The sequence below is a fragment of the Streptomyces venezuelae genome, assembly GCF_008642315.1.
GTDB classification, from domain to species: Bacteria; Actinomycetota; Actinomycetes; order Streptomycetales; family Streptomycetaceae; genus Streptomyces; species Streptomyces venezuelae_D.
This window is the reverse complement of sequence record NZ_CP029192.1, coordinates 7,195,953-7,217,277: the sequence shown is the minus strand read 5'-3', so window position 1 is coordinate 7,217,277 and position 21,325 is coordinate 7,195,953. Positions and strand designations below refer to the sequence as shown.

Sequence of the window (21,325 nt, the reverse complement as noted above, 5' to 3'; positions counted from 1 at the left end):
GCGAATTCCAGCCGAACTGAAGAGCGCCTTCGATTCAAAGGTGAAATCACTCTCCACCCTTCTGAACGAAGGATCGAACGAAATCCTCTGCGTTCTCCTCTAGGACATCGTCAATTTCGTCAAGAACGGAGTCGACGTCGTCGCTCAGCTTCTCCTGGCGTTCCTTGAGGTCCTCCGAAGCCTGCGCGTCCTGCGTCTGCTCCTCGGTCTCCTCGGTGGGACGCGTCGCCTTCTGCTGTCCGCCGCCGGTGTCCTTGGTCGCCATCTACCTCACCCCGCTCGCTCGGTTAGACGTTCTTGATCAGACCCTACGCTTCGGGTCCGACATCGGCCCCGCAGTTGCCTCAACGTGCGGGACCCACCTTGGTGATTCCCCCGCCGATGACCTTTCAGCCGCCGGAGAGGACCCGAACCAGGTCCTCTGCCGTGCGGCAGCGGTCCAGGAGTTCCTTGACGTGGTTCCTCGTGCCGCGCAGGGGCTCCAGCGTGGGGACCCGTTGCAGAGAGTCACGGCCCGGGAGGTCGAAGATGACCGAGTCCCAGGACGCCGCGGCCACGTCGTCCGCGTACTGCTCGAGGCAGCGGCCGCGGAAGTACGCGCGCGTGTCCTCGGGCGGCTTCGTGGTGGCCCTCTCGACGTCCGCCTCGTCGAGGAGCCGCTTCATCTTGCCCCGGGCCACCAGGCGGTTGTACAGGCCCTTCTCGGCCCGTACGTCGGCGTACTGGAGGTCGACGAGGTGGAGGCGCGCGGCGTCCCAGTCGAGGTCGTCGCGTCGGCGGTAGCCCTCCATGAGTTCTCGTTTGGCGACCCAGTCGAGCTCTCCGGAGAGGCTCATCGGGTCGCTCTCCAGACGGCCGAGGACGTCTTCCCAGCGGGACAGGACATCCTTCGTCTGATCGTCGGCGTCGGAGCCGTACCGCTCCTCGACGAATTTGCGGGCCAGCTCGAAGTACTCCATCTGGAGCTGCACCGCGGTGAGTGACCGTCCGCTGCGCAGCGTGACGGGGTGCTTGAGGGACGGGTCGTGGGAGATCTGGTGGAGGGTGCGCACGGGCTGGTCGACCGCCAGGTCCACCGCGATGAAGCCCTCCTCGATCATCGCGAGGACGAGGGAGGTGGTGCCGAGCTTCAGGTACGTCGAGATCTCGGAGAGGTTGGCGTCGCCGATGATGACGTGGAGCCTGCGGTACTTCTCGGCGTCCGAGTGGGGTTCGTCACGGGTGTTGATGATGGGGCGCTTGAGGGTGGTCTCGAGGCCGACCTCGACTTCGAAGTAGTCGGCGCGCTGGCTGAGCTGGAAGCCATGTTCGTGGCCGTCCTGGCCGATGCCGACGCGTCCCGCTCCGGTGACGACCTGGCGGGAGACGAAGAAGGGGGTCAGGTGCCGCACGATGTCGGAGAAGGGGGTGTCCCGCTTCATCAGGTAGTTCTCGTGCGTGCCGTAGGAGGCGCCCTTGTTGTCGGTGTTGTTCTTGTAGAGGTGGATCGGCTGGGCGCCGGGCAGTGCCGCGGCGCGTTCCGCGGCTTCGGCCATGATGCGTTCGCCGGCCTTGTCCCAGAGGACGGCGTCCCAGGGGTTGGTGATCTCCGGGGAGCTGTATTCGGGGTGTGCGTGGTCGACGTAGAGGCGTGCGCCGTTGGTGAGGATGACGTTGGCGAGGCCGATGTCCTCGTCGGTCAGCTGGCTGGAGTCGGCGGCCTCGCGGGCGAGGTCGAAGCCCCGCGCGTCCCGCAGCGGGTTCTCTTCCTCGAAGTCCCAGCGGGCGCGTCGCGCCCGGTGCATCGCCGCGGCGTAGGCGTTGACGATCTGGGATGAGGTGAGCATGGCATTGGCGTTGGGGTGGCCGGGGACGGAGATGCCGTACTCCGTCTCGATGCCCATTACTCGCCGTACGGTCATGCGGCCCTCCTTGCCCGGCGGCGCTCCCGTTCGGGAACGGCGCTCAAGTACCGCTGGTGCTCCGGTGCGTGTGCGGTGCCCGTCCCCGCACTGCGCGACTCGGCGGTACCGAAGAGCCTAGAACGCCTTTGCGCTGGTGGGGAGATCATTGCTGTCATTGAAAAACAGACGGCTGCGGGTACCCGTGAAGGACACCCGCAGCCGCCCTGTGTTCTACAGGTATTGACCGGTGTTGGCCACCGTGTCGATGGAGCGTCCCGTGTCCGCGCCCTGCTTTCCGGTGACGAGGGTGCGGATGTACACGATCCGTTCGCCCTTCTTTCCGGAGATCCTGGCCCAGTCGTCGGGGTTGGTGGTGTTGGGCAGGTCCTCGTTCTCCTTGAACTCGTCGATGCAAGCCTGGAGGAGGTGAGCGACCCGGAGGCCCTTCTGGTTCGCTTCGAGGAAGGCCTTGATGGCCATCTTCTTGGCGCGGCCCACGATGTTCTCGATCATGGCGCCGGAATTGAAGTCCTTGAAGTAGAGGACTTCCTTGTCGCCGTTCGCGTACGTCACCTCGAGGAAGCGGTTCTCCTCGGACTCGGCGTACATCTGCTCGACGACGGACTGGATCATGCCGTCCACGGTGGAGCGCCGGTCGGCGCTGTGTTCGGCGAGGTCGTCGGCGTGCAGCGGCAGCCGTTCGGTGAGGTACTTGGCGAAGATGTCCTTCGCGGCCTGGGCGTCCGGGCGCTCGATCTTGATCTTCACGTCGAGTCGTCCGGGGCGCAGGATCGCGGGGTCGATCATGTCCTCGCGGTTGGAGGCGCCGATGACGATGACGTTCTCCAGGCCTTCCACGCCGTCGATCTCGGCGAGCAGCTGGGGGACGATGGTGTTCTCCACGTCCGAGCTGACGCCGGATCCGCGGGTGCGGAAGAGGGATTCCATCTCGTCGAAGAAGACGATGACGGGGGTGCCCTCGCTCGCCTTCTCACGGGCACGCTGGAAGACCAGGCGGATGTGGCGCTCGGTCTCGCCGACGTACTTGTTGAGGAGTTCGGGGCCCTTGATGTTGAGGAAGTAGCTCTTCCCCGCGGGCTGGCCGGTCACCTCGGCGACCTTCTTGGCGAGTGAATTGGCGACGGCTTTCGCGATCAGCGTTTTGCCGCAGCCGGGGGGCCCGTACAGCAGCACACCCTTGGGGGGCCGCAGTTCGTGCTCCTTGAAGAGGTCGGGGTAGAGGTACGGAAGTTCGACGGCGTCCCGGATCATTTCGATCTGGCCGCCGAGGCCGCCGATCTTTTCGTAGCTGATGTCGGGGACTTCTTCGAGGACGAGCTCTTCGACCTCGCTCTTGGGCACGACCTCGTAGACGTAGCCGGAGCGGGGTTCGAGAAGGAGGGCGTCGCCCGGGCGGATGGTGACGTCGAGGAGGGGTTCGGCGAGCCGGACCACTCGTTCTTCGTCGGTGTGTCCCACCACCAGGGCTCGGTCGCCGTCCTCGAGGATCTCCTTGAGGGTGACGATGTCGCCGACGCTCTCGTACTCCATGGCCTCGACCACGTTGAGCGCTTCGTTGAGCATGACTTCCTGGCCGCGCCTGAGCTCTTCGAGCTCCACGCTCGGGCTGACGTTCACCCGGAGCTTGCGGCCCCCGGTGAAGATGTCCGCCGTGCCGTCCTCGTTCGCCACGAGGAAGACTCCGAAGCCGGCCGGTGGCTGTGCGAGCCGGTCGACTTCCTCCTTGAGGGCCACGATCTGGTCGCGGGCCTCACGGAGCGTGTTGGCGAGCCGCTCGTTCTGTGCGGACACGCCGGCCAGGTTGGTCTGCAGCTCGACGATCCGCTCTTCGAGAATCCTCGTATGACGCGGAGAGTCGGCGAGCTTGCGTCGCAGGACGGCGATTTCCTGCTCGAGATAGGCAACCTGACCGGCAGGGTCTTCAGACCCTCGCCCCGGCCGGATGCCGCGGTTGATGTCGTCGTCGTGGGCTGCCACGGTCCTCACCTCCTCCAAGGGGAGCTGGACGCTTCCTGACCCTACCTGGGTGGGTGTCGATTGAAACCCCTAGATCACAAAGACGGTGGGGGTGTGTCCGATCTTCACCCTTGCGCTCTCCCTCACACCAGGGGAATACCCACCCAACAACATCGGAAAGCGGGCGGTTGTATCGTCGAAGCGTTCAACACCCGTCAGGGCTGGCCCGACTTGCTGCATTGTCGGGCCGCTCGGCGCAGAGACCGGCAGGAGAGATGACCGTGCGGCACGAGGCCGAGACCGGCAGTGAGGGCCACGATCTGGAGGTCTGGATCGACCAGGACCTCTGTACCGGGGACGGCATCTGTGCGCAGTACGCGCCTGAGGTCTTCGAGCTGGACATCGATGGTCTGGCGTATGTGAAGAGCGCCGACGACGAGCTGTTGCAGGCTCCTGGGGCGACAACGCCCGTGCCGCTGACGCTCCTCAACGATGTGGTGGATTCGGCCAAGGAGTGTCCGGGCGACTGCATTCATGTGCGCCGCGTTTCGGACAGCGTCGAGGTGTACGGCCCCGACGCGGCCTGATTTCACCCCTGCGGCGGTGTCACACGCTGCGTGCTCCTGCGGGGGTGGTGCGCTCGAACGTGCCGTCCTTCCACTGCCACTTGGCCTTGTCCTTCCGGTCGGGGCAGCAGCGGGGCACGTCGGGTGAGGAGTAGCCGAGCAGGGTCGCGGTGACGGCGCCGTCGCGCAGGGCGAGGCCGGTCACGTTCTGTCGGTCCTCGGGGTCGAGGAGGGTGGCGACCACGCGGGGTTTGCCGGTCTTGGGCCGGGTGATCACGTAGACGCCGTCGGGCGGGGTGCCGGAGCCGGCTTCGCAGTGGACGACGGCGACGGTTTCGGGCCTGCCGTCGCCGTCGAGGTCGCCGGAGGCCTTCTTCTTCACCACGGGGTCGACGGGGCCGCAGGCGATCGGGAAGTCGACGGCGGCGGGGTCGGGCGCGGGGACCGGGACGGGTGCGCCCGCGGCGGCCCTGGAGTGGGTCTTGGGGCCGGTCTGGGCCGCGGTGGCGGCGTCGGGCTGCAGGACGGCGGAGCCCGCGACGACGGCGGCGAGTGCGGCCGCGGTGGCCAGCCAGTGGATGGGGCGGGTGGTGGTGTGTGCCAGTTCCGGGACCGCGGGGTGCTGCACGGGGAAGGGTCTCCTGTGAGGGCTGTGCCGGTGGGGAGGTGGCCAGCATCGTGCCATACGTCACAGTGAGGTGGAACACCGGGTCCGGTGGTTCTCGCGGTTCTTCGGGTACGGGGCTGGTGCCCTGTCAACGAAACGGCGCCGCCGCCGAGTTCCCTGGTCGGTCAGGGAACTCGGCGGCGGCGCCTGCTTTTTGGACGGGGCGTGCCGCGCGGGTCAGCGCGGGGAGCCGCCGTCGGCGTTCGGTCCTGAGTAGTCCTCGCCGTAGGCGCCCTTGGCGGGGCGGCGGCGGCGCATGGGCGGCTCGACGCCGTCCGCGAGGCGGCGGGCGGTGAGGAGGAAGCCGGTGTGTCCGATCATGCGGTGGTCCGGGCGGACGGCGAGGCCTTCGATGTGCCAGTTGCGGATCATCGATTCCCAGGCGGTCGGCTCGTTGAAGCCGCCGATCTCGCGGATGGACTCGACGGTCCGGGCGAGCTGGGTGGTGGTCGCGACGTAGCAGCAGAGGATGCCGCCGGGGACGAGTGCCTTGGAGACGGCTTCGAGGCATTCCCAGGGGGCGAGCATGTCGAGGATGACCCGGTCGACCTCGGTGTCGCTGAGGTTGTCCTGGAGGTCGCCGACGGTGAGCTGCCAGGCGGGGTGCGGTCCGCCGAAGTAGCGCTCGACGTTCTGCTGGGCGATCTCGGCGAAGTCCTCGCGGCGCTCGTAGGAGTGCAGCATGCCCTGGTCGCCGATGGCGCGGAGCAGGAAGCTGCTCAGCGAGCCGGAGCCCACGCCCGCCTCGACGACGCGTGCGCCGGGGAAGATGTCGGCGAAGGCCAGGATCTGCCCCGCGTCCTTGGGGTAGACCACGGCGGCGCCGCGGGGCATGGACAGGACGTAGTCGGGGAGCAGGGGTCGCAGCGCCAGGTAGGCGACGTTTCCCGTGGTTCGGACAACACTGCCCTCGGGAGCGCCGATCAGCTCGTCGTGGGGGAAGGAACCCTTGTGGGTGTGGAAATTCTTCCCGGCCTCGAGCGTGAACGTGTAGTGGCGTCCCTTGGGGTCGGTGAGCTGGACCTGGTCCCCGACCTTGAAGGGCCCGCGACGGCGGGCGGCACCGGTCGGTTCGGACATGTGACCAGCCTACCGGCCTCCGCGCGGGCCGCCGACCACCTGGGCGGGCCCTGGGGGCTGCCTCAGGTGGGGCGGGCCATGGCCTTCACGAAGGCGCGCTCGACGTCCGCGGCGGAGAGGACTCCGTAGATCTCGCCGGACTCCTCGACGACGAGGTATTCGGTGGCGGGCGTGGCGCGGAGGGTGTCGAGCAGTTCCTCGCCGGCGAGCTCGACGGAGATGCGCATGCCCTCGGTGAGGTCCTGGGCGAGGCCGCCGACGCCGACCCAGGGGCGGCGGTGCTGGGGCACGGAGACGATGGCCGCTTCGCGGACGAGGGCCATGGGGTCGCCGTCGGTGTCGACGACGACGAGGGCGCGGGCTCCTGCTTCGTTGGCGCGGCGCAGTGCTTCGGAGAGGGGTGTTTCGCTTTCGACGGGGACGGCGCGGCGGGTGAGGGTGCGGGCGCGGAGCTCGGGGAGGTGTTCGCGCAGGCGGGCCATGCGGAGGCTGTTTCCCGCGCCGGTCCAGATGATGGCGGCGAGGATCGCGGCGAGCAGGGCGTCGGTGACGGTGTCCATGCCGCCGATGTCCTGGGCTTCGCCGCCGAGGGCGCCGGACTGGTTGAGCAGGGGCAGTCCGATGAGGACGGAGATGGCGAGGGCGCGGCCGACCCAGGCGGCGGCGACGGTGCCGCTCATGGGCTTGCCGGTGATCTTCCAGACGACGGCGCGCAGCATGCGGCCGCCGTCGAGGGGCAGGCCGGGCAGCAGGTTGAAGGCGGCGACGATGAGGTTGGAGATCATCAGGCCGGCGAGGAGGACGCCGGGGACGGTGCCCGCGTCGACGGCCTGCATGCCCGCGTAGAAGACGCCGGCGAGGACGAGGGAGAGGAGGGGGCCGACGAAGGCGAGGACGAATTCGCGGCCGGGGGTCTCGGACTCCTTCTCGATCTCGGAGACGCCGCCGAAGAACTGGAGCTGGATGCGGCGCACGGGGAGTTTGAAGCGGAGGGCCGCGACGGTGTGGGCGAGTTCGTGGACGAGTACGGAGGCGTAGAAGGCGACGGCGAAGAAGAGGGAGACGAGGTAGCGGGCGCCGCCGAGCTCGGGCAGGACGCGGTCGAGCTGGTTGCCGAAGACCCAGGTGATGAGGGCGGCGACGAGGAACCAGCTGGGGGCGACGTAGACGGGTACGCCGAAGGGTTTGCCCATGAGGAGGCCGCCGCCGGGGCCTTTTTGGGCCTTGGGCGGTACGGGGGTTCCCTTGCCGGGGCGGCCGGAGTACGCGGCGCGGGGCCGCGGGGGTTCGGCGGGGCGTTCTTCCCTCGGCGTTTCGGCGTGCGGGGTTTCGGTGGGCGGCGTCTCGGCGCGCGGGCTCTCGGTGCGCGGCGTCTCGGCGCTCGGAGTTTCAGCGCGCCGCGTTTCGGTGCGCGGAGTTTCAGCGCTCGGCGTGTCGGTGCCCGGTGTCTTGGTGAGGGAGGTCGTGTGCTCGTCTCTCGGCGGCTCGGCCGGTCGCCGGGGCTCGTCGGCCGGGCGCGTCGGCCCGTCCGCCGGGCGCTCCGGTCCCTCGGCCGTGCCGATCGGGCGCGTCGGCTCCTGGGAGCCGGGCGTGTGGTGCGGGCCGTGTGGTTCCGCCGGCCGCGGGCCGTCCGCGCCGTCGGACTGCGGCCTGCCGCTCCCGCCGCTTTCGTCCACGATGTCCCCTCGTTCGAAGCGTCCCTCGCCCCGGTATGGCGTGGTTACCCGCACGATCATGCAGGGCGAGAGGGTCTGTCGTCGATGGTATGCGGCTGTTGTCAGTGTCGGGTCGTAGGGTCTGTCCCTATGGAAACCAGCTCCGACGACGCCGTGGCGGCTGTGCGCCCGGCGTCCCTGTCGCCTTCGCGTGCGGGCGATTTCATGCAGTGCCCGTTGCTGTACCGGTTCCGGGTGATCGACAAGCTGCCCGAGAAGCCGAGTGAGGCGGCGACGCGGGGCACGTTGGTGCATGCGGTGCTGGAGCGGCTCTTCGACGCGCCGGCGGGTGAGCGGACCGCGCCGCGGGCCAAGTCGCTCATTCCGGGGCAGTGGGACCGGCTGCGGGAGGCCAAGCCGGAGCTGTCGGAGCTGTTCGCGGACGATCCCGAGGGCGAGCGGATGGCGCGCTGGCTGTCGGACGCGGAGAAGTTGGTGGAGCGCTGGTTCACGCTGGAGGATCCGACGCGGTTGGAGCCTGCCGAGCGGGAGCTGTTCGTGCAGGCCGAGCTGGACTCGGGGCTGAAGCTGCGGGGGATCATCGACCGGGTGGACGTGGCGCCCTCGGGTGAGGTCCGCATCGTGGACTACAAGACGGGCAAGGCTCCGCGTCCTGAGTACGCGGAGGGTGCGCTGTTCCAGATGAAGTTCTACGCGCTGGTGGTGTGGCGGCTGAAGGGTGTGGTGCCGCGCCGTCTGCAGCTGGTCTATCTGGGCAGCGGTGATGTGATCACGTACGACCCGGTGGTGGCGGACCTGGAGCGGGTGGAGCGGAAGCTGCTCGCGCTGTGGGAGGCGATCGAGTTGGCGACGGAGACCGGGAACTGGCGGCCGAGGCCGACGAAATTGTGCGGTTGGTGCGATCACCGGGCGGTCTGTCCTGAATTCGGGGGGACTCCCCCGCCGTATCCGCTTCCTGTGAGGGCGCCCGAGTCGGCGGAGGGTGAGCAGGGCAGAATGGGCGCGGGCTAGCTGAAGGAGAGACACGTGGCCATCCGCGTCCTACTGGTCGATGACCAGCCGCTGCTGCGCACCGGGTTCCGGATGATTCTGGAGGCCGAGCAGGACATCGCGGTCGTCGGCGAGGCCGGAGACGGCCTGCAGGCTCAGGATCAGGTGCGGGCGCTGCAGCCCGACGTGGTCCTCATGGACATCCGTATGCCGCGGATGGACGGGGTCGAGGCGACGCGGCAGATCACCGGTCCCGGCCGGGACGGTCCGGCGAAGGTGCTGGTGCTGACCACGTTCGATCTGGACGAGTACGTGGTGGAGGCGCTGCGGGCGGGTGCCAGCGGCTTCCTCCTGAAGGACGCTCCGGCGAACGAGCTGGTGCAGGCGATCCGGGTGGTCGCGGCGGGTGAGGCGATGCTCGCGCCGAGCATCACGCGTCGTCTCCTGGACAAGTACTCGGCGCATCTGCCGTCGGGTGACGAGCCGGTGCCCGACACCTTGCACACGTTGACGGACCGTGAGGTCGAGGTGCTGAAGCTGGTCGCCCGCGGTCTGTCGAACGCGGAGATCGCGGCGGACCTGTTCGTGAGCGAGACGACGGTGAAGACGCATGTGGGTCATGTGCTGACGAAGCTGGGGCTGCGCGACCGGGTGCAGGCTGCGGTGTACGCGTACGAGAGCGGTCTGGTGCGTCCCGGCGCGCAGTGACGCCGGCCGGAGTGTGAACGTCGAAGGGCGGCCGTCCCCCGAGGGGGGCGGCCGCCCTTCGTCGTCGGTCGGGTCAGCCCTTGCTGATCTCCCAGAAGCGGAAGACGGTGGAGGCGTCGAGGCAGGACTCGAGTCCGTAGACGCTGTCGCGGACGACGGCGTACTGCTTGGCCTGCCAGACCGGCAGGATCGGCACCTGCTCGGCGACGATGTCCTGGAGGCGGCCGTACTGCTTGGTGGTCTTGGTGCGGTCGCTCTCGGTGGCGGTGCCCGGGATGATCTTCGAGGTGATGGTGCTGTTCTCGAAGTGGTTGCCGAGGACGTTGCCCTTGCCGAAGAACGGCTGGGTGAAGTTGTCGGCGTCCGGGTAGTCGGGGACCCAGCCCTTGACGTAGACGCCGTACTTGCCGGCTTCGATGTCCTTCTCGTACTGCTCGAAGGGGACGGACTTCACGTCGGCGTCGAAGAGGCCGGAGGCGTTGAGCTGCTTGGCGATGGCCCGCAGTTCCTGGTCGGTGGCCGGGCCGTAGCGGGTGGGCGTCGACCAGAGGGTGAGCTTGGTCTTGCCCTCGATGCCGTCGGCGCGGAGCGCGGCGGCGGCCTTGGCGCGCTGCGGGCGGGCGCCGTAGGTGTCGAAGAAGGCGGTGTTGTGGCCGCTGATGCCGGCGGGGACGATCGAGTACAGCGGCGTGGCCGTGTCCTGGTAGACCTCCTTGACCAGGGCGTCCCGGTCCAGGAGGTAGGCCATGGCCTTGCGGACGCCGAGCTTGCCCGCCACCGGGTCCTTCATGTTGAAGACCAGGTGCTGGACCTCGGCGCTGGTGCCCTCGACGATGTCGACGTCCTGGCCGTCCTTGGAGGTGTCCTGCTCGATGTCGGCGATGTCGGCGGCGGCGAGGCCTCGGTAGGCGACGTCGATCTTGCCGTCGAGGAGCGCCTGCTTGAGGCCCTTCTGGTCGCCGCGGAAGAACTTGAGGGCGATGCCGTCGTTCTTCGGCTTCGCGGTGCCCTTGTAGTCGGAGTTGACGGAGAAGACCGCCTGCTCCTTGCTGAAGGAGTCCAGCTCGTACGGTCCGGAGCCGACGGCCTTGCCGTCCTCGCGGAGCCGGTTCATGTCGTACTCGGTGTGGTCCACGATGGAGCCCGCACCCGAGGCGATCTTGCTGGGGAAGGTCGCGTCGGAGTACTTGAGCTTGAACACGACGGTCTTGGCGTCCGGCGTCTGCACCTGGTCGAGCATGGGGAACATCAGCGCCGGGCCGTCGTCGGCGTTGATCTTCCGCATGCGGTCGAAGGAGAACTTGACGTCCTTGGAGGTGAGCTCGTTGCCGTTGCTGAACTTCAGCCCGTCACGCAGCTCGCACTTGAAGACCTTCGCCTCCGTGTCGGTGAAGCCGCACTCCTCGGCGGCCTCCGGCTCGGGCTCGGTGGCGCCCTTGGGGAAGCTCAGGAGCGACTGGAAGACGTTGTTGAACAGGAGCCAGGAGCCGGGGTCGTAGCCGGATGCCGGGTCGGTGGCGAGGACGTCGTCGGACATCCCCATCACTACCGCGTCGCCCGTGTCCCCCGCACCGCCCGATTCCGTGCCGCAGCCGGTCAGCAGGGCGGCGGCCAGCCCTCCCGTGAGGGGAAGGGCCAGCCACTGGTTACGACATTTCACGTACGTGCCTTTGTTGGTGTGGTCGTTCGGTGGAACTCGGATGCCCTCGGGACGCCGTGGGTCAGCCGCTGACGCCGCGGCCGAGCTCCCACAGCTGGAGGTTCGAGGAGGAGTCGAGGGCCCACTGGATGCCGGTGATGTCGTCGCGCGCCGCGATGTACTGCTTGCCCTGCCACAGCGGGAGCACCGGGACGTCGTCGGCGACGATGTCCTGGATCTTGCGGATGCTCTTGGAGGCGGCGAGCCGGTCGGCCTCGCGCCGGGACGTCGGGATCAGCTGGTCGTTGATCGTGTCGTTGACGTACGGCGAGCCGAGGAAGTTGTCCTTGTCGAGGAACGGCGCGAGGAAGTTGTCGGCGTCGGGGAAGTCGGGGAACCAGCCCATGCCGTACGCCGCGTACTTGCCGTCGCGTTCGGCGGCGCGGAAGGTGCTCCACGGCACGCCCTTGATCGACACGTCGAACAGGCCGGAGTCGTTCAGCTGCTTCTTCAGCAGCTCGAACTCCTTCTTGGTGCCGGGGCCGTAGTGGTCGGTGGTGTAGTGCAGGGTCATCTTCACCGGGGTGGTGATGTTGGCCTTGTTGAGCAGGTTTCGGGCCTTGGCCGTGCTCGGGTTGCCGTACTTGTTGAAGAACGAGTTGGCGTGCCCGGTGATGGAGGCTGGCACCAGCGAGTACAGCGGGTCGGCCGTCGAGCCGTACACCGAGGAGGCCAGCGCGCCGCGGTCGACGAGCTGCGAGATCGCCTGGCGCACGGCCTTGTTCTTGGCCACGGGGGCGTCGGTGTTGAAGGCGAGGTAGCGGATCTCCAAGCCCTGCAATTCGACCAGGTCGATCTTCTTGCTCGTGGAGGCGTTGAGCTCCTTGACCTGCTCGGGCGACATGGTGCGCGTCATCAGGTCGATGTCGCCGTCCTCGAGCGCCTTGCCCATGGCGTCGGTGTCGGTGAAGTTGCGGAGCTCCACCTTGTCGCTCTGCGTCTTGAACCCGCCCTTGTAGTGGGGGTTCTTGGTGAACACCGTCTTGACCAGGCGGTTGTCCTTGACCTCCTGCTCGGCGACGTACGGGCCCGAGCCGTCGACCGCGAAGCCGTCGCGCAGCTTGTTCTTGTCGTAGTGCTCCTTGCTGATGATGCCCGCGGTGGGGGTCGCCAGCTTGAAGGGGAACGTCGCGTCGGGGGTCTTGAGGTGGAAGACGATGTCGCGGTCGCCCTGGACCTCGATCGTGTCGACGTTGGAGACCAGGCCGTCGGAACCGCTGGGGTCCTTGAGCTTGATGTCCCGGACGCGCTCGATGGAGAACTTCACATCGGCGGCCGTCAGCGGCTTGCCGTCGGAGAACTTCAGCCCCTTGCGCAGGGTGCAGGCGTACCGCTCGTTGCCCGTGTCGGTGAAGCCGCACTGCTCGGCGGCCTCGGGCTGGGGGTCGCCGCCACCGCGCGGCATGGCCATCAGCGTCTGGATGGTCTGGCGCAGGACGTTCCAGGAGCCCGCGTCATAGGCGTACGCCGGGTCGAAGGGGGCCGGGACTTCCTTCGAGATGGCGAACGAGTCCGTGGTGCCGGCGGCGATCGGCTTGTCGCCGTCGCCGCCGTCCGAGCCGCCGCACGCGGCGAGCGCGGGGGCGAGCAGACCTATGACTGCCGGCAGCACCAAAGTCTTGCGGTTCATGCTCGACGTTCTCCAGAGCTCTTGAATCCCGTGAATCCCGCAACGCGGGGTGTGGGTTGGTGGGGCACGGGGGGTGGGGCGATGTTCTCGCGACGAGATTAGTCCGCACCAGATGAGCTTCGGAGGGCGCCTGAGCCCGCAATCGCTCACGCTGCGAAACCGGGCGCGGACACACTGATAACCCGACACCGGAAGGTTTCGTGCACGCTCCCACCAATCGGGACACAACGTCACGTCACCCCGGGCCCCGCGGCACCGCACAGCACACACGGGTCCCACTGTCGACCCTCGCCCGGGTGGGAAACGTCACACACCGAAACAGGGTTGGCGCCGGAGCCCGCGGAGCTGTCAGAGGGTCATCAGGCCTTGCAGGAAAGGCAGGTTGACGTGTTCGAGGGACGGGACGACGGTGCGGCCCGCGACGGCGGGGATGGGGGCGACCGACGGCACGGCCACCACGCGGCAGCCCGCGGCCTCCGCGGCGGCGACGCCGGTCGCGGTGTCCTCGATGACGGCGCATCTGGCGGGGTCCGCGCCGAGGCCGCGGGCCGCGAGGAGGTAGGGGTCGGGGTGGGGCTTGGTGCGGGCCACCTCGTCGCCCGCCACGGTCAGTTCGAAGTGGTGGGCGCCGATCGAGTCGAGGACGCGGTCGATGATGCGGCGGTGCGAGGCGGACACCAGGGCCATCGGCACGCCGTGCCCGGCGAGTTCGGCGAGCAGGCGCGCGGCGCCCGGCATCAGCGGCAGGGTGCGGCTGATGCGGTTCTCGAAGCCGTCGTTGAGCAGCACGGTGAGCTCGGCGACGGTGATGTCGGCGCCGGTCGCCTCGATGAGGAAGCCTGCGCTGCGCGTCATGGGGCCGCCCACGACGACGTCGCGCCAGGCCTCGTCGAGGGCGTGCCCCAGGGAGGCGAAGACCTCGACCTCGGCGTCCCACCAGAAGCCCTCGGTGTCCACGAGGGTGCCGTCCATGTCGAGGAGGACGCCCTGCAATGCGGAGCTTTCGGCCATTGGGGTGCCGAGCGCGGGAACCGTACTGGTCATGCGACCACACCTTCCGTAAGGGACGAGAAGGCCGGTTGCCTCCTTCTTGCGGAAGGCAACCGGCCTGCACTGGACCGACCAGTGTACGACTGCGCCGGATCAGCGCGCGTTGAAATACTTCGCCTCGGGGTGGTGGATGACGATCGCGTCGGTGGACTGCTCGGGGTGGAGCTGGAACTCCTCGGAGAGCTGGACGCCGATCCGCTCGGGCTGCAGGAGCTCGGCGATCTTGGCGCGGTCCTCCAGGTCGGGGCAGGCGCCGTACCCGAGGGAGAAGCGCGCGCCGCGGTACTTCAGCGCGAACATGTCCTCGACGTCGGCGGGGTCCTCTCCTGCGAATCCGAGCTCGGCGCGCACCCGGGCGTGCCAGTACTCGGCGAGGGCCTCGGCGAGCTGGACGGACAGGCCGTGCAGTTCGAGGTAGTCGCGGTAGGAGTCGGCGGCGAAGAGTTCCGCGGTGGCCTCGCCGATCTTGGAGCCGACGGTGACGACCTGGAGCCCGACCACGTCGGTCTCGCCGGATTCCTCGGGGCGGAAGAAGTCGGCCAGGCACAGGCGGCGACCGCGGCGCTGACGCGGGAAGGAGAAGCGGGTGCGCTCCGAACCGTCGTCGTTGAGGATGATCAGGTCGTCGCCCTTGGAGACGCACGGGAAGTAGCCGTAGACGACGGCGGCTTCCAGCAGGTTCTTGGTCTGGAGTTCGTCCAGGAGGCCGCGCAGGCGGGGGCGGCCCTCGCTCTCGACGAGCTCCTCGTACGTGGGGCCGTCGCCGGTGCGGGCCTGCTTGAGGCCCCACTGGCCCTTGAAGAGGGCGCCCTCGTCGAGCCAGGAGGCGTACTCCTTGAGCTGGATGCCCTTGATGACGCGGGTGCCCCAGAACGGGGGCGTGGGCAGCGGGTTGTCGACGGCCACGTCGGAGCGGGACGGGCCCTCGGGCTCTTCGACGGCGACGGGGGTGTCGCGCTTGGGCACGCGGCGCTGCTTGAGCTCGGGCAGGCTGGCGCCGGGCACGCCGCGCTTGACGGCGATGAGGGCGTCCATGAGGCGCAGGCCCTCGAACGCGTCGCGGGCGTAGCGGACTTCGCCCTCGTAGATCTCGTGCAGGTCCTGCTCCACGTAGGCGCGGGTGAGGGCCGCGCCGCCCAGGATGACCGGGTAGTCGGCGGCCATCTGGCGCTGGTTGAGCTCCTCCAGGTTCTCCTTCATGATCACCGTGGACTTGACCAGGAGCCCGGACATGCCGATGACGTCGGCCTTGTGCTCGGCGGCGGCGTCGAGGATCGCCGCGACGGGCTGCTTGATGCCCAGGTTGACGACGTTGTAGCCGTTGTTGGACAGGATGATGTCGACGAGGTTCTTGCCGATGTCGTGGACGTCGCCGCGGACGGTGGCCAGCACGATGGTGCCCTTGCCGTCCGCGTCCGTCTTCTCCATGTGCGGCTCGAGGTGCGCCACGGCCGTCTTCATGACCTCGGCGGACTGGAGGACGAAGGGCAGCTGCATCTGGCCGGAGCCGAACAGCTCTCCGACGACCTTCATGCCTTCCAGGAGGGTGTTGTTGACGATGTCCAGCGCCGGGGTGTCCTGGAGGGCTTCGTCGAGGTCGGCTTCGAGGCCGTTCTTCTCGCCGTCGATGATGCGCCGCTGGAGCCGCTCGTCCAGCGGCAGCGCGAGGAGTTCCTCGGCCTTGCCGGCCTTCATCGACTTGGTGGAGACGCCCTCGAAGAGCTCCATGAGCTTCTGGAGGGGGTCGTAGCCCTCGGCGCGGCGGTCGTAGATCAGGTCGAGTGCGACCTTGACCTGCTCCTCCTCCAGGCGCGCGATCGGCAGGATCTTCGAGGCGTGCACGATGGCGGAGTCGAGGCCCGCCTTGACGCACTCGTCCAGGAAGACGGAGTTGAGGACGACGCGCGCGGCCGGGTTGAGGCCGAAGGAGATGTTGGACAGGCCCAACGTGGTCTGCACGTCCGGGTGGCGCTTCTTCAGCTCGCGGATCGCCTCGATGGTGGCGATGCCGTCGCCCCGGGACTCCTCCTGGCCGGTGCAGATGGTGAAGGTCAGGGTGTCGATGAGGATGTCCGACTCCTGGATGCCCCAGTTGCCGGTGAGGTCCTCGATCAGCCGCTCGGCGATGGCGACCTTGTGCTCGGGGGTGCGGGCCTGGCCCCCCTCGTCGATGGTCAGCGCGATCAGCGCGGCGCCGTGCTCCTGGGCCAGCGCGGTGACCTTCGCGAAGCGGGACTCGGGGCCGTCGCCGTCCTCGTAGTTGACCGAGTTGATGACCGCGCGGCCGCCGAGCTTCTCCAGGCCGGCCTGGATGACCGGGACCTCGGTGGAGTCCAGGACGATGGGCAGGGTGGAGGCGGTGGCGAAGCGGCCCGCGAGTTCCTCCATGTCGGCGACGCCGTCGCGGCCCACGTAGTCCACGCACAGGTCGAGCATGTGCGCGCCCTCACGGATCTGGTCGCGCGCCATCTCCACGCAGTCGTCCCAGCGGGCCTCCAGCATCGCCTCGCGGAACTTCTTCGAGCCGTTGGCGTTGGTGCGCTCGCCGATCGCCATGTACGAGGTGTCCTGGCGGAACGGGACCGTCTGGTACAGGGACGCGGCGCCCGGCTCGGGGCGCGGGTCGCGCGGGGCCGTCTCGACGCCGCGGACGCGCTCCACGACCTGGCGCAGGTGCTCCGGTGTCGTACCGCAGCAGCCGCCGACCAGGGAGAGGCCGTAGTCGCGGACGAAGTTCTCCTGCGCGTCGGCCAGCTCGGCGGCCGAGAGGGGGTAGTGGGCGCCGTCCTTGCCGAGGACCGGCAGGCCCGCGTTCGGCATGCAGGAGAGCGGGATGCGGGAGTGGCGGGCGAGGTAGCGCAGGTGCTCGCTCATCTCGGCCGGTCCTGTGGCGCAGTTCAGGCCGATCATGTCGATGCCCAGCGGCTCCAGGGCGGTCAGCGCGGCCCCGATCTCCGAGCCGAGGAGCATGGTGCCGGTCGTCTCGACGGTGACCGAGCAGATCAGCGGGAGGTTCGCGCCGGTGGCGTCCAGGGCGCGGCGGGCGCCGAGGATGGCGGCCTTGGTCTGCAGGAGGTCCTGGGTGGTCTCCACCAGGAGGGCGTCCGCGCCGCCGGCGATCATGCCTTCGGCGTTGGTCTGGTAGGCGTCGCGCAGGACGGTGTACGGGGCGTGGCCGAGCGTCGGCAGCTTGGTGCCGGGGCCCATGGAGCCGAGGACCCAGCGCTGCTGTCCGGTGGAGGCGGTGAACTCGTCGGCGACCTCGCGGGCGATGCGGACGCCCGCCTCGGAGAGCTCGAAGTTGCGGTCCGCGATGTCGTACTCGGTGAGTGCCGCGAAGTTCGCGCCGAAGGTGTTGGTCTCCACGCAGTCGACGCCGACCGCGAAGTACTCCTCGTGGACGGAGCGCACGATGTCGGGGCGGGTGACGTTGAGGATCTCGTTGCAGCCTTCGAGCTGCTGGAAGTCGTCGAGGGTGGGGTCCTGCGCCTGGAGCATGGTGCCCATCGCGCCGTCGGCCACCACCACGCGGGTGGCGAGGGCCTCGCGGAGGGCGTCGGCTCGGGTCCTGCTCTCGGACGAGACAGGCGTGGGCTGCGACGACGGGGTTGGCGACGAGGCCATGAAAGAGCTCCCTGGAGTGCGACGGCTGTCGGCTTTGCGTCCTCTGGGTGGAGGGCGCACTCGGTCAGGGTAGCCGGGACCATGGTCCCGTTGTGAAGCAGTCCACGGGGCGGACGGGCCGAGCGGGCCCGGCTCGAACGGATCTCTAGTGGGTCCGCCGGGCAGAACAGGCCGTCCGCGTATTAGCGGGAGGTCGACAACGACCGATAGTGTTCAGCATTGTCGAACGTCGATTTGGTGCTAGGGGACGGAGGTCGGGGCTGCGATGGCACGCAACATCCAGTCGCTCGAAAGGGCCGCGGCGATGCTGCGGCTGCTCGCGGGCGGCGAGCGACGGCTCGGCCTCTCGGAGATCGCCTCCGCCCTCGATCTCGCCAAGGGCACGGCGCACGGCATTCTGCGCACTCTGCAGGCGGAGGGCTTCGTGGAGCAGGACTCCGCGTCGGGCCGCTATCAGCTGGGCGCGGAGCTGCTGCGCCTGGGCAACAGCTATCTGGACGTGCACGAGCTGCGGGCGCGCGCCCTGGTGTGGACGGACGACCTGGCCCGTTCCAGCGGCGAGAGCGTGCACCTCGGGGTCCTGCACCAGCAGGGCGTGCTGATCGTCCACCACGTCTTCCGGCCCGACGACAGCCGTCAGGTCCTGGAGGTGGGGGCCATGCAGCCGCTGCACTCCACGGCGCTGGGCAAGGTCCTTTCGGCGTACGACCCGGTGGCGCACAACGAGGCCGTCGAGGTCGAGCGGAAGACGTTCACGGTGCACACGGTGGCCGATGCCGAGGGTTTTGAGGGTGTTCTCGACCTGACCCGCGCGCGCGGGTACGCGTCCGACGTCGAGGAGACCTGGGAGGGCATCGCCTCCGTCGCCGCGCCCATTCACGACCGGCGGCGGATGCCGGTCGGCGCGGTCGGCGTCACGGGTGCCGTGGAGCGCGTGTGCAAGGACGGGGAGCTGCGTCCCGAGTTGATCGCGGCGGTGCGGGACTGCGCGCGTGCGGTGTCGCGGGATCTGGGCGCCGGGCGGTTCTGAGCGGGCACCCGCTCCCCTCCCCCGCGCAGCCTCGACGTGCAGGTGGCACGCGTTCGGGCGACGATCTATGGACGAGTTCCGAGCCGCGGCCACGTAGCGCCTGACCGATAGGTCGAAACGATCAATAACGATCGTGTTTTCAATAACAGAACTCTTGACGAGTGAGTAACCCCGGGGCGAGACTCGCGTCCATCGGTCGGCATTGTCGAACACCTACCGGCATTACGCGCTAGAGTGGGACAAGGCCAAGGGCCGGCAACGACCTCACCTGAGGTCGCGGACCACCGGAGGGACCCGGGGTTCGCCTTCCCCTGGACGAAGGACAAAGGAGTCGCGGGTGTCCAGCTCCGACATCTTCATCGGCGAGACCATCGGTACCGCCGTGCTCATCCTGCTCGGCGGTGGCGTGTGCGCCGCCGTCACGCTCAAGCGCTCAAAGGCCAAGGACGCCGGCTGGCTCGCGATCACCTTCGGGTGGGGCTTCGCCGTACTGACCGGTGCCTACCTCGCGGGCGGCGTCTCCGGCGCCCACCTGAACCCGGCGGTCACGCTCGGGCTCGCCGTCGAGGGCGGCACCAAGTGGAGCGACGTTCCGCTCTACCTGGCCTCGCAGCTGCTGGGCGCGATGATCGGCGCCGTACTGGTGTGGGTCACGTACATGGGCCAGTTCAAGGCCCACCTGACCGACCCCGAGATCCTCGCGGCGCAGCCCGTCGAGGAGGGCATGGTCGACCAGAAGGCCGCCCCCGCGGCAGGACCGGTGCTCGGGATCTTCTCGACCGGCCCCGAGATCCGCAACTACGTCCAGAACGTGCTCACGGAGATCATCGCCACGGTCGTCCTGGTCCTCGCCATCCTCACGCAGGGCCTCAACGACGGCGGCAACGGCCTCGGCGTCCTCGGCGCGCTCATCACCGCGCTCGTCGTGGTCGGCATCGGCCTCTCGCTCGGTGGCCCCACGGGCTACGCGATCAACCCCGTCCGTGACCTCGGTCCGCGCATCATCCACTCCGTGCTCCCGCTGCCGAACAAGGGCAGCTCGGACTGGTCGTACGCCTGGGTCCCGATCGTCGGCCCGCTGATCGGCGGCGCCATCGCCGGCGGTCTCTACAACGTCGCGTTCAAGTAGACCCGCGACAGCGACCGATGACCGCCACAGACGCCTGAGACCGACAGCAAAGAACTTCTGGAGCACACCGTGACCGACGCACACACCGCAGGCCCCTTCATCGCGGCCATCGACCAGGGCACGACCTCGAGCCGCTGCATCGTCTTCGACAAGGACGGACGGATCGTCTCCGTCGACCAGAAGGAGCACGAGCAGATCTTCCCGAAGCCGGGATGGGTCGAGCACGACGCCGCCGAGATCTGGACGAACGTCCAGGAGGTCGTCACCGGGGCCGTCTCCAAGGCCGGCATCACCCGCGACGACATCAAGGCGATCGGCATCACCAACCAGCGTGAGACCACGCTGCTCTGGGACAAGAACACCGGCGAGCCGGTGCACAACGCCATCGTCTGGCAGGACACCCGCACCGACGCGCTCTGCAAGGAGCTCGGGCGCAACGTCGGCCAGGACCGCTTCCGCCGCGAGACCGGCCTGCCGCTGGCCTCCTACTTCGCGGGCCCGAAGGCCCGCTGGCTGCTCGACCACGTCGACGGCCTGCGCGAGCGCGCCGAGGCAGGCGACATCCTCTTCGGCACCATGGACTCCTGGGTCATCTGGAACCTGACCGGCGGAGTCGACGGCGGCAGGCACGTCACCGACGTCACCAACGCCTCCCGCACCATGCTGATGAACCTGCACACCATGCAGTGGGACCCGAAGATCTGTGAGTCCATCGGCGTGCCCACGGCGATGCTCCCCGAGATCCGCTCCTCCGCCGAGGTCTACGGCGAGGTCACCGGCGGACAGCTCGGCGACCTGCTCGGCGGCATCCCCGTCGCCTCCGCGCTCGGCGACCAGCAGGCGGCCCTCTTCGGCCAGACCTGCTTCGACGAGGGCGAGGCCAAGTCCACCTACGGCACCGGCACGTTCATGCTCCTGAACACCGGTGACAAGGCCATCAACTCCTACTCGGGCCTGCTGACCACGGTCGGCTACCAGATCGGCGACCAGAAGCCGGTCTACGCCCTGGAGGGCTCCATCGCGGTCACCGGTTCGCTGGTGCAGTGGATGCGCGACCAGATGGGCCTGATCAACTCCGCCGCCGAGATCGAGACGCTCGCGTCGTCGGTCGAGGACAACGGCGGCGCCTACTTCGTACCGGCCTTCTCCGGCCTGTTCGCCCCGTACTGGCGCTCCGACGCCCGCGGTGTGATCGCCGGTCTGACCCGGTACGTCACCAAGGCGCACATCGCGCGCGCCGTCCTGGAGGCCACGGCCTGGCAGACCCGTGAGATCACCGACGCCATGACGAAGGACTCCGGCGTCGAGCTCGCGGCCCTCAAGGTCGACGGCGGCATGACCTCCAACAACCTGCTGATGCAGACCATCTCGGACTTCCTCGACGCACCCGTGGTGCGCCCGATGGTGGCCGAGACGACCTGCCTCGGCGCCGCCTACGCCGCCGGTCTCGCCGTCGGCTTCTGGTCCTCGACCGACGAGCTGCGCGCCAACTGGCGACGGGCCGCGGAGTGGACCCCCCACATGGACGCGGGCACCCGCGACCGTGAGTACAAGAGCTGGCTCAAGGCCGTCGAGCGGTCCATGGGTTGGCTCGACGAGAGTGGCGAGGAGTAAGA

General features: G+C 68.6%; 16 protein-coding genes. 6 read left to right on the top strand and 10 right to left on the bottom strand.

Annotated features, from left to right (window positions below):
- Positions 1–46: 46 nt before the first annotated feature.
- The 3 genes from DEJ48_RS31850 to arc form a co-directional block, all read right to left on the bottom strand.
- Positions 47–265, bottom strand: a complete 219-nt coding sequence (locus tag DEJ48_RS31850; protein WP_150219625.1) for a ubiquitin-like protein Pup — start codon at positions 263–265, stop codon at positions 47–49.
- A 124-nt stretch (positions 266–389) separates the two neighbouring features.
- Positions 390–1,901: a depupylase/deamidase Dop gene (dop, locus tag DEJ48_RS31845; protein WP_150219624.1), complete on the bottom strand. Its 1,512-nt coding sequence runs from the start codon at positions 1,899–1,901 to the stop codon at positions 390–392.
- A 213-nt stretch (positions 1,902–2,114) separates the two neighbouring features.
- Entirely contained in the window at positions 2,115–3,881 is a 1,767-nt protein-coding gene (gene arc, locus DEJ48_RS31840; RefSeq protein WP_150219623.1) for a proteasome ATPase, read from the bottom strand.
- A 254-nt stretch (positions 3,882–4,135) separates the two neighbouring features.
- Between arc and DEJ48_RS31830 the strand changes: the two genes are divergently transcribed.
- Positions 4,136–4,447: a ferredoxin gene (locus tag DEJ48_RS31830; protein ID WP_150165892.1), complete on the top strand. Its 312-nt coding sequence runs from the start codon at positions 4,136–4,138 to the stop codon at positions 4,445–4,447.
- Between the two features lie 19 nt (positions 4,448–4,466).
- On the opposite strand, the gene DEJ48_RS31825 is transcribed toward DEJ48_RS31830, so the two are convergent.
- The 3 genes from DEJ48_RS31825 to DEJ48_RS31815 all read right to left on the bottom strand — a co-directional run bounded on the left by DEJ48_RS31825 (position 4,467) and on the right by DEJ48_RS31815 (position 7,849).
- Positions 4,467–5,054 carry a hypothetical protein gene (locus DEJ48_RS31825; RefSeq protein ID WP_150219622.1) on the bottom strand — a complete coding sequence of 196 codons (588 nt, stop codon included), beginning with the start codon at positions 5,052–5,054 and terminating at the stop codon, positions 4,467–4,469.
- A 216-nt stretch (positions 5,055–5,270) separates the two neighbouring features.
- Positions 5,271–6,173 (bottom strand): tRNA (adenine-N1)-methyltransferase, encoded by a 903-nt coding sequence (locus DEJ48_RS31820; RefSeq protein ID WP_055567236.1) that lies wholly within the window; start codon positions 6,171–6,173, stop codon positions 5,271–5,273.
- A gap of 62 nt (positions 6,174–6,235) precedes the next feature.
- A complete protein-coding gene (locus DEJ48_RS31815) occupies positions 6,236–7,849 on the bottom strand; it encodes a site-2 protease family protein (protein WP_150219621.1) in 1,614 nt (537 codons plus the stop codon).
- Positions 7,850–7,978: 129 nt separating this feature from the next.
- On the opposite strand from DEJ48_RS31815, the gene DEJ48_RS31810 reads away from it, so the two are divergent.
- Positions 7,979–8,860 carry a RecB family exonuclease gene (locus DEJ48_RS31810; protein ID WP_150219620.1) on the top strand — a complete coding sequence of 294 codons (882 nt, stop codon included), beginning with the start codon at positions 7,979–7,981 and terminating at the stop codon, positions 8,858–8,860.
- A 15-nt stretch (positions 8,861–8,875) separates the two neighbouring features.
- Positions 8,876–9,547, top strand: coding sequence for a response regulator (locus DEJ48_RS31805; RefSeq protein ID WP_150165899.1), 672 nt, complete (start codon positions 8,876–8,878; stop codon positions 9,545–9,547).
- Between the two features lie 73 nt (positions 9,548–9,620).
- Here the strand turns inward: DEJ48_RS31805 and DEJ48_RS31800 are convergent, their stop codons facing one another.
- The 4 genes from DEJ48_RS31800 to metH form a co-directional block, all read right to left on the bottom strand.
- A complete protein-coding gene (locus DEJ48_RS31800; RefSeq protein ID WP_150219619.1) occupies positions 9,621–11,207 on the bottom strand; it encodes an ABC transporter substrate-binding protein in 1,587 nt (528 codons plus the stop codon).
- A gap of 61 nt (positions 11,208–11,268) precedes the next feature.
- On the bottom strand, positions 11,269–12,876 hold the full coding sequence (locus DEJ48_RS31795) for an ABC transporter substrate-binding protein (protein WP_150219618.1): 1,608 nt from the start codon (positions 12,874–12,876) through the stop codon (positions 11,269–11,271).
- A gap of 348 nt (positions 12,877–13,224) precedes the next feature.
- A complete protein-coding gene (locus DEJ48_RS31790; protein WP_150219617.1) occupies positions 13,225–13,920 on the bottom strand; it encodes an HAD family hydrolase in 696 nt (231 codons plus the stop codon).
- 99 nt (positions 13,921–14,019) lie between these two features.
- Positions 14,020–17,550 carry a methionine synthase gene (gene metH, locus DEJ48_RS31785; RefSeq protein ID WP_150219616.1) on the bottom strand — a complete coding sequence of 1,177 codons (3,531 nt, stop codon included), beginning with the start codon at positions 17,548–17,550 and terminating at the stop codon, positions 14,020–14,022.
- Between the two features lie 265 nt (positions 17,551–17,815).
- Here metH and DEJ48_RS31780 point away from each other — a divergent pair, with 265 nt between their 5' ends.
- The 3 genes from DEJ48_RS31780 (at position 17,816) to glpK (ending at position 21,323) form a co-directional block, all read left to right on the top strand.
- Entirely contained in the window at positions 17,816–18,580 is a 765-nt protein-coding gene (locus DEJ48_RS31780) for an IclR family transcriptional regulator (RefSeq protein WP_150219615.1), read from the top strand.
- A 337-nt stretch (positions 18,581–18,917) separates the two neighbouring features.
- A complete protein-coding gene (locus DEJ48_RS31775; protein WP_150219614.1) occupies positions 18,918–19,709 on the top strand; it encodes an MIP/aquaporin family protein in 792 nt (263 codons plus the stop codon).
- A 69-nt stretch (positions 19,710–19,778) separates the two neighbouring features.
- Positions 19,779–21,323, top strand: a complete 1,545-nt coding sequence (gene glpK / locus DEJ48_RS31770) for a glycerol kinase GlpK (protein ID WP_150219613.1) — start codon at positions 19,779–19,781, stop codon at positions 21,321–21,323.
- Positions 21,324–21,325: the final 2 nt, after the last annotated feature.

What these genes read in the sequence shown, in the direction of transcription:
- DEJ48_RS31830 (WP_150165892.1), top strand. Translation starts at nt 4,136, where the DNA reads ATGACCGTGCGGCACGAGGCCGAGACCGGCAGTGAGGGCCACGATCTG.
- DEJ48_RS31790 (WP_150219617.1), bottom strand. Translation starts at nt 13,920, where the DNA reads ATGACCAGTACGGTTCCCGCGCTCGGCACCCCAATGGCCGAAAGCTCC.
- dop (WP_150219624.1), bottom strand. Translation starts at nt 1,901, where the DNA reads ATGACCGTACGGCGAGTAATGGGCATCGAGACGGAGTACGGCATCTCC.
- DEJ48_RS31810 (WP_150219620.1), top strand. Translation starts at nt 7,979, where the DNA reads ATGGAAACCAGCTCCGACGACGCCGTGGCGGCTGTGCGCCCGGCGTCC.
- DEJ48_RS31820 (WP_055567236.1), bottom strand. Translation starts at nt 6,173, where the DNA reads ATGTCCGAACCGACCGGTGCCGCCCGCCGTCGCGGGCCCTTCAAGGTC.
- DEJ48_RS31850 (WP_150219625.1), bottom strand. Translation starts at nt 265, where the DNA reads ATGGCGACCAAGGACACCGGCGGCGGACAGCAGAAGGCGACGCGTCCC.
- DEJ48_RS31795 (WP_150219618.1), bottom strand. Translation starts at nt 12,876, where the DNA reads ATGAACCGCAAGACTTTGGTGCTGCCGGCAGTCATAGGTCTGCTCGCC.
- metH (WP_150219616.1), bottom strand. Translation starts at nt 17,550, where the DNA reads ATGGCCTCGTCGCCAACCCCGTCGTCGCAGCCCACGCCTGTCTCGTCC.
- DEJ48_RS31780 (WP_150219615.1), top strand. Translation starts at nt 17,816, where the DNA reads ATGGCACGCAACATCCAGTCGCTCGAAAGGGCCGCGGCGATGCTGCGG.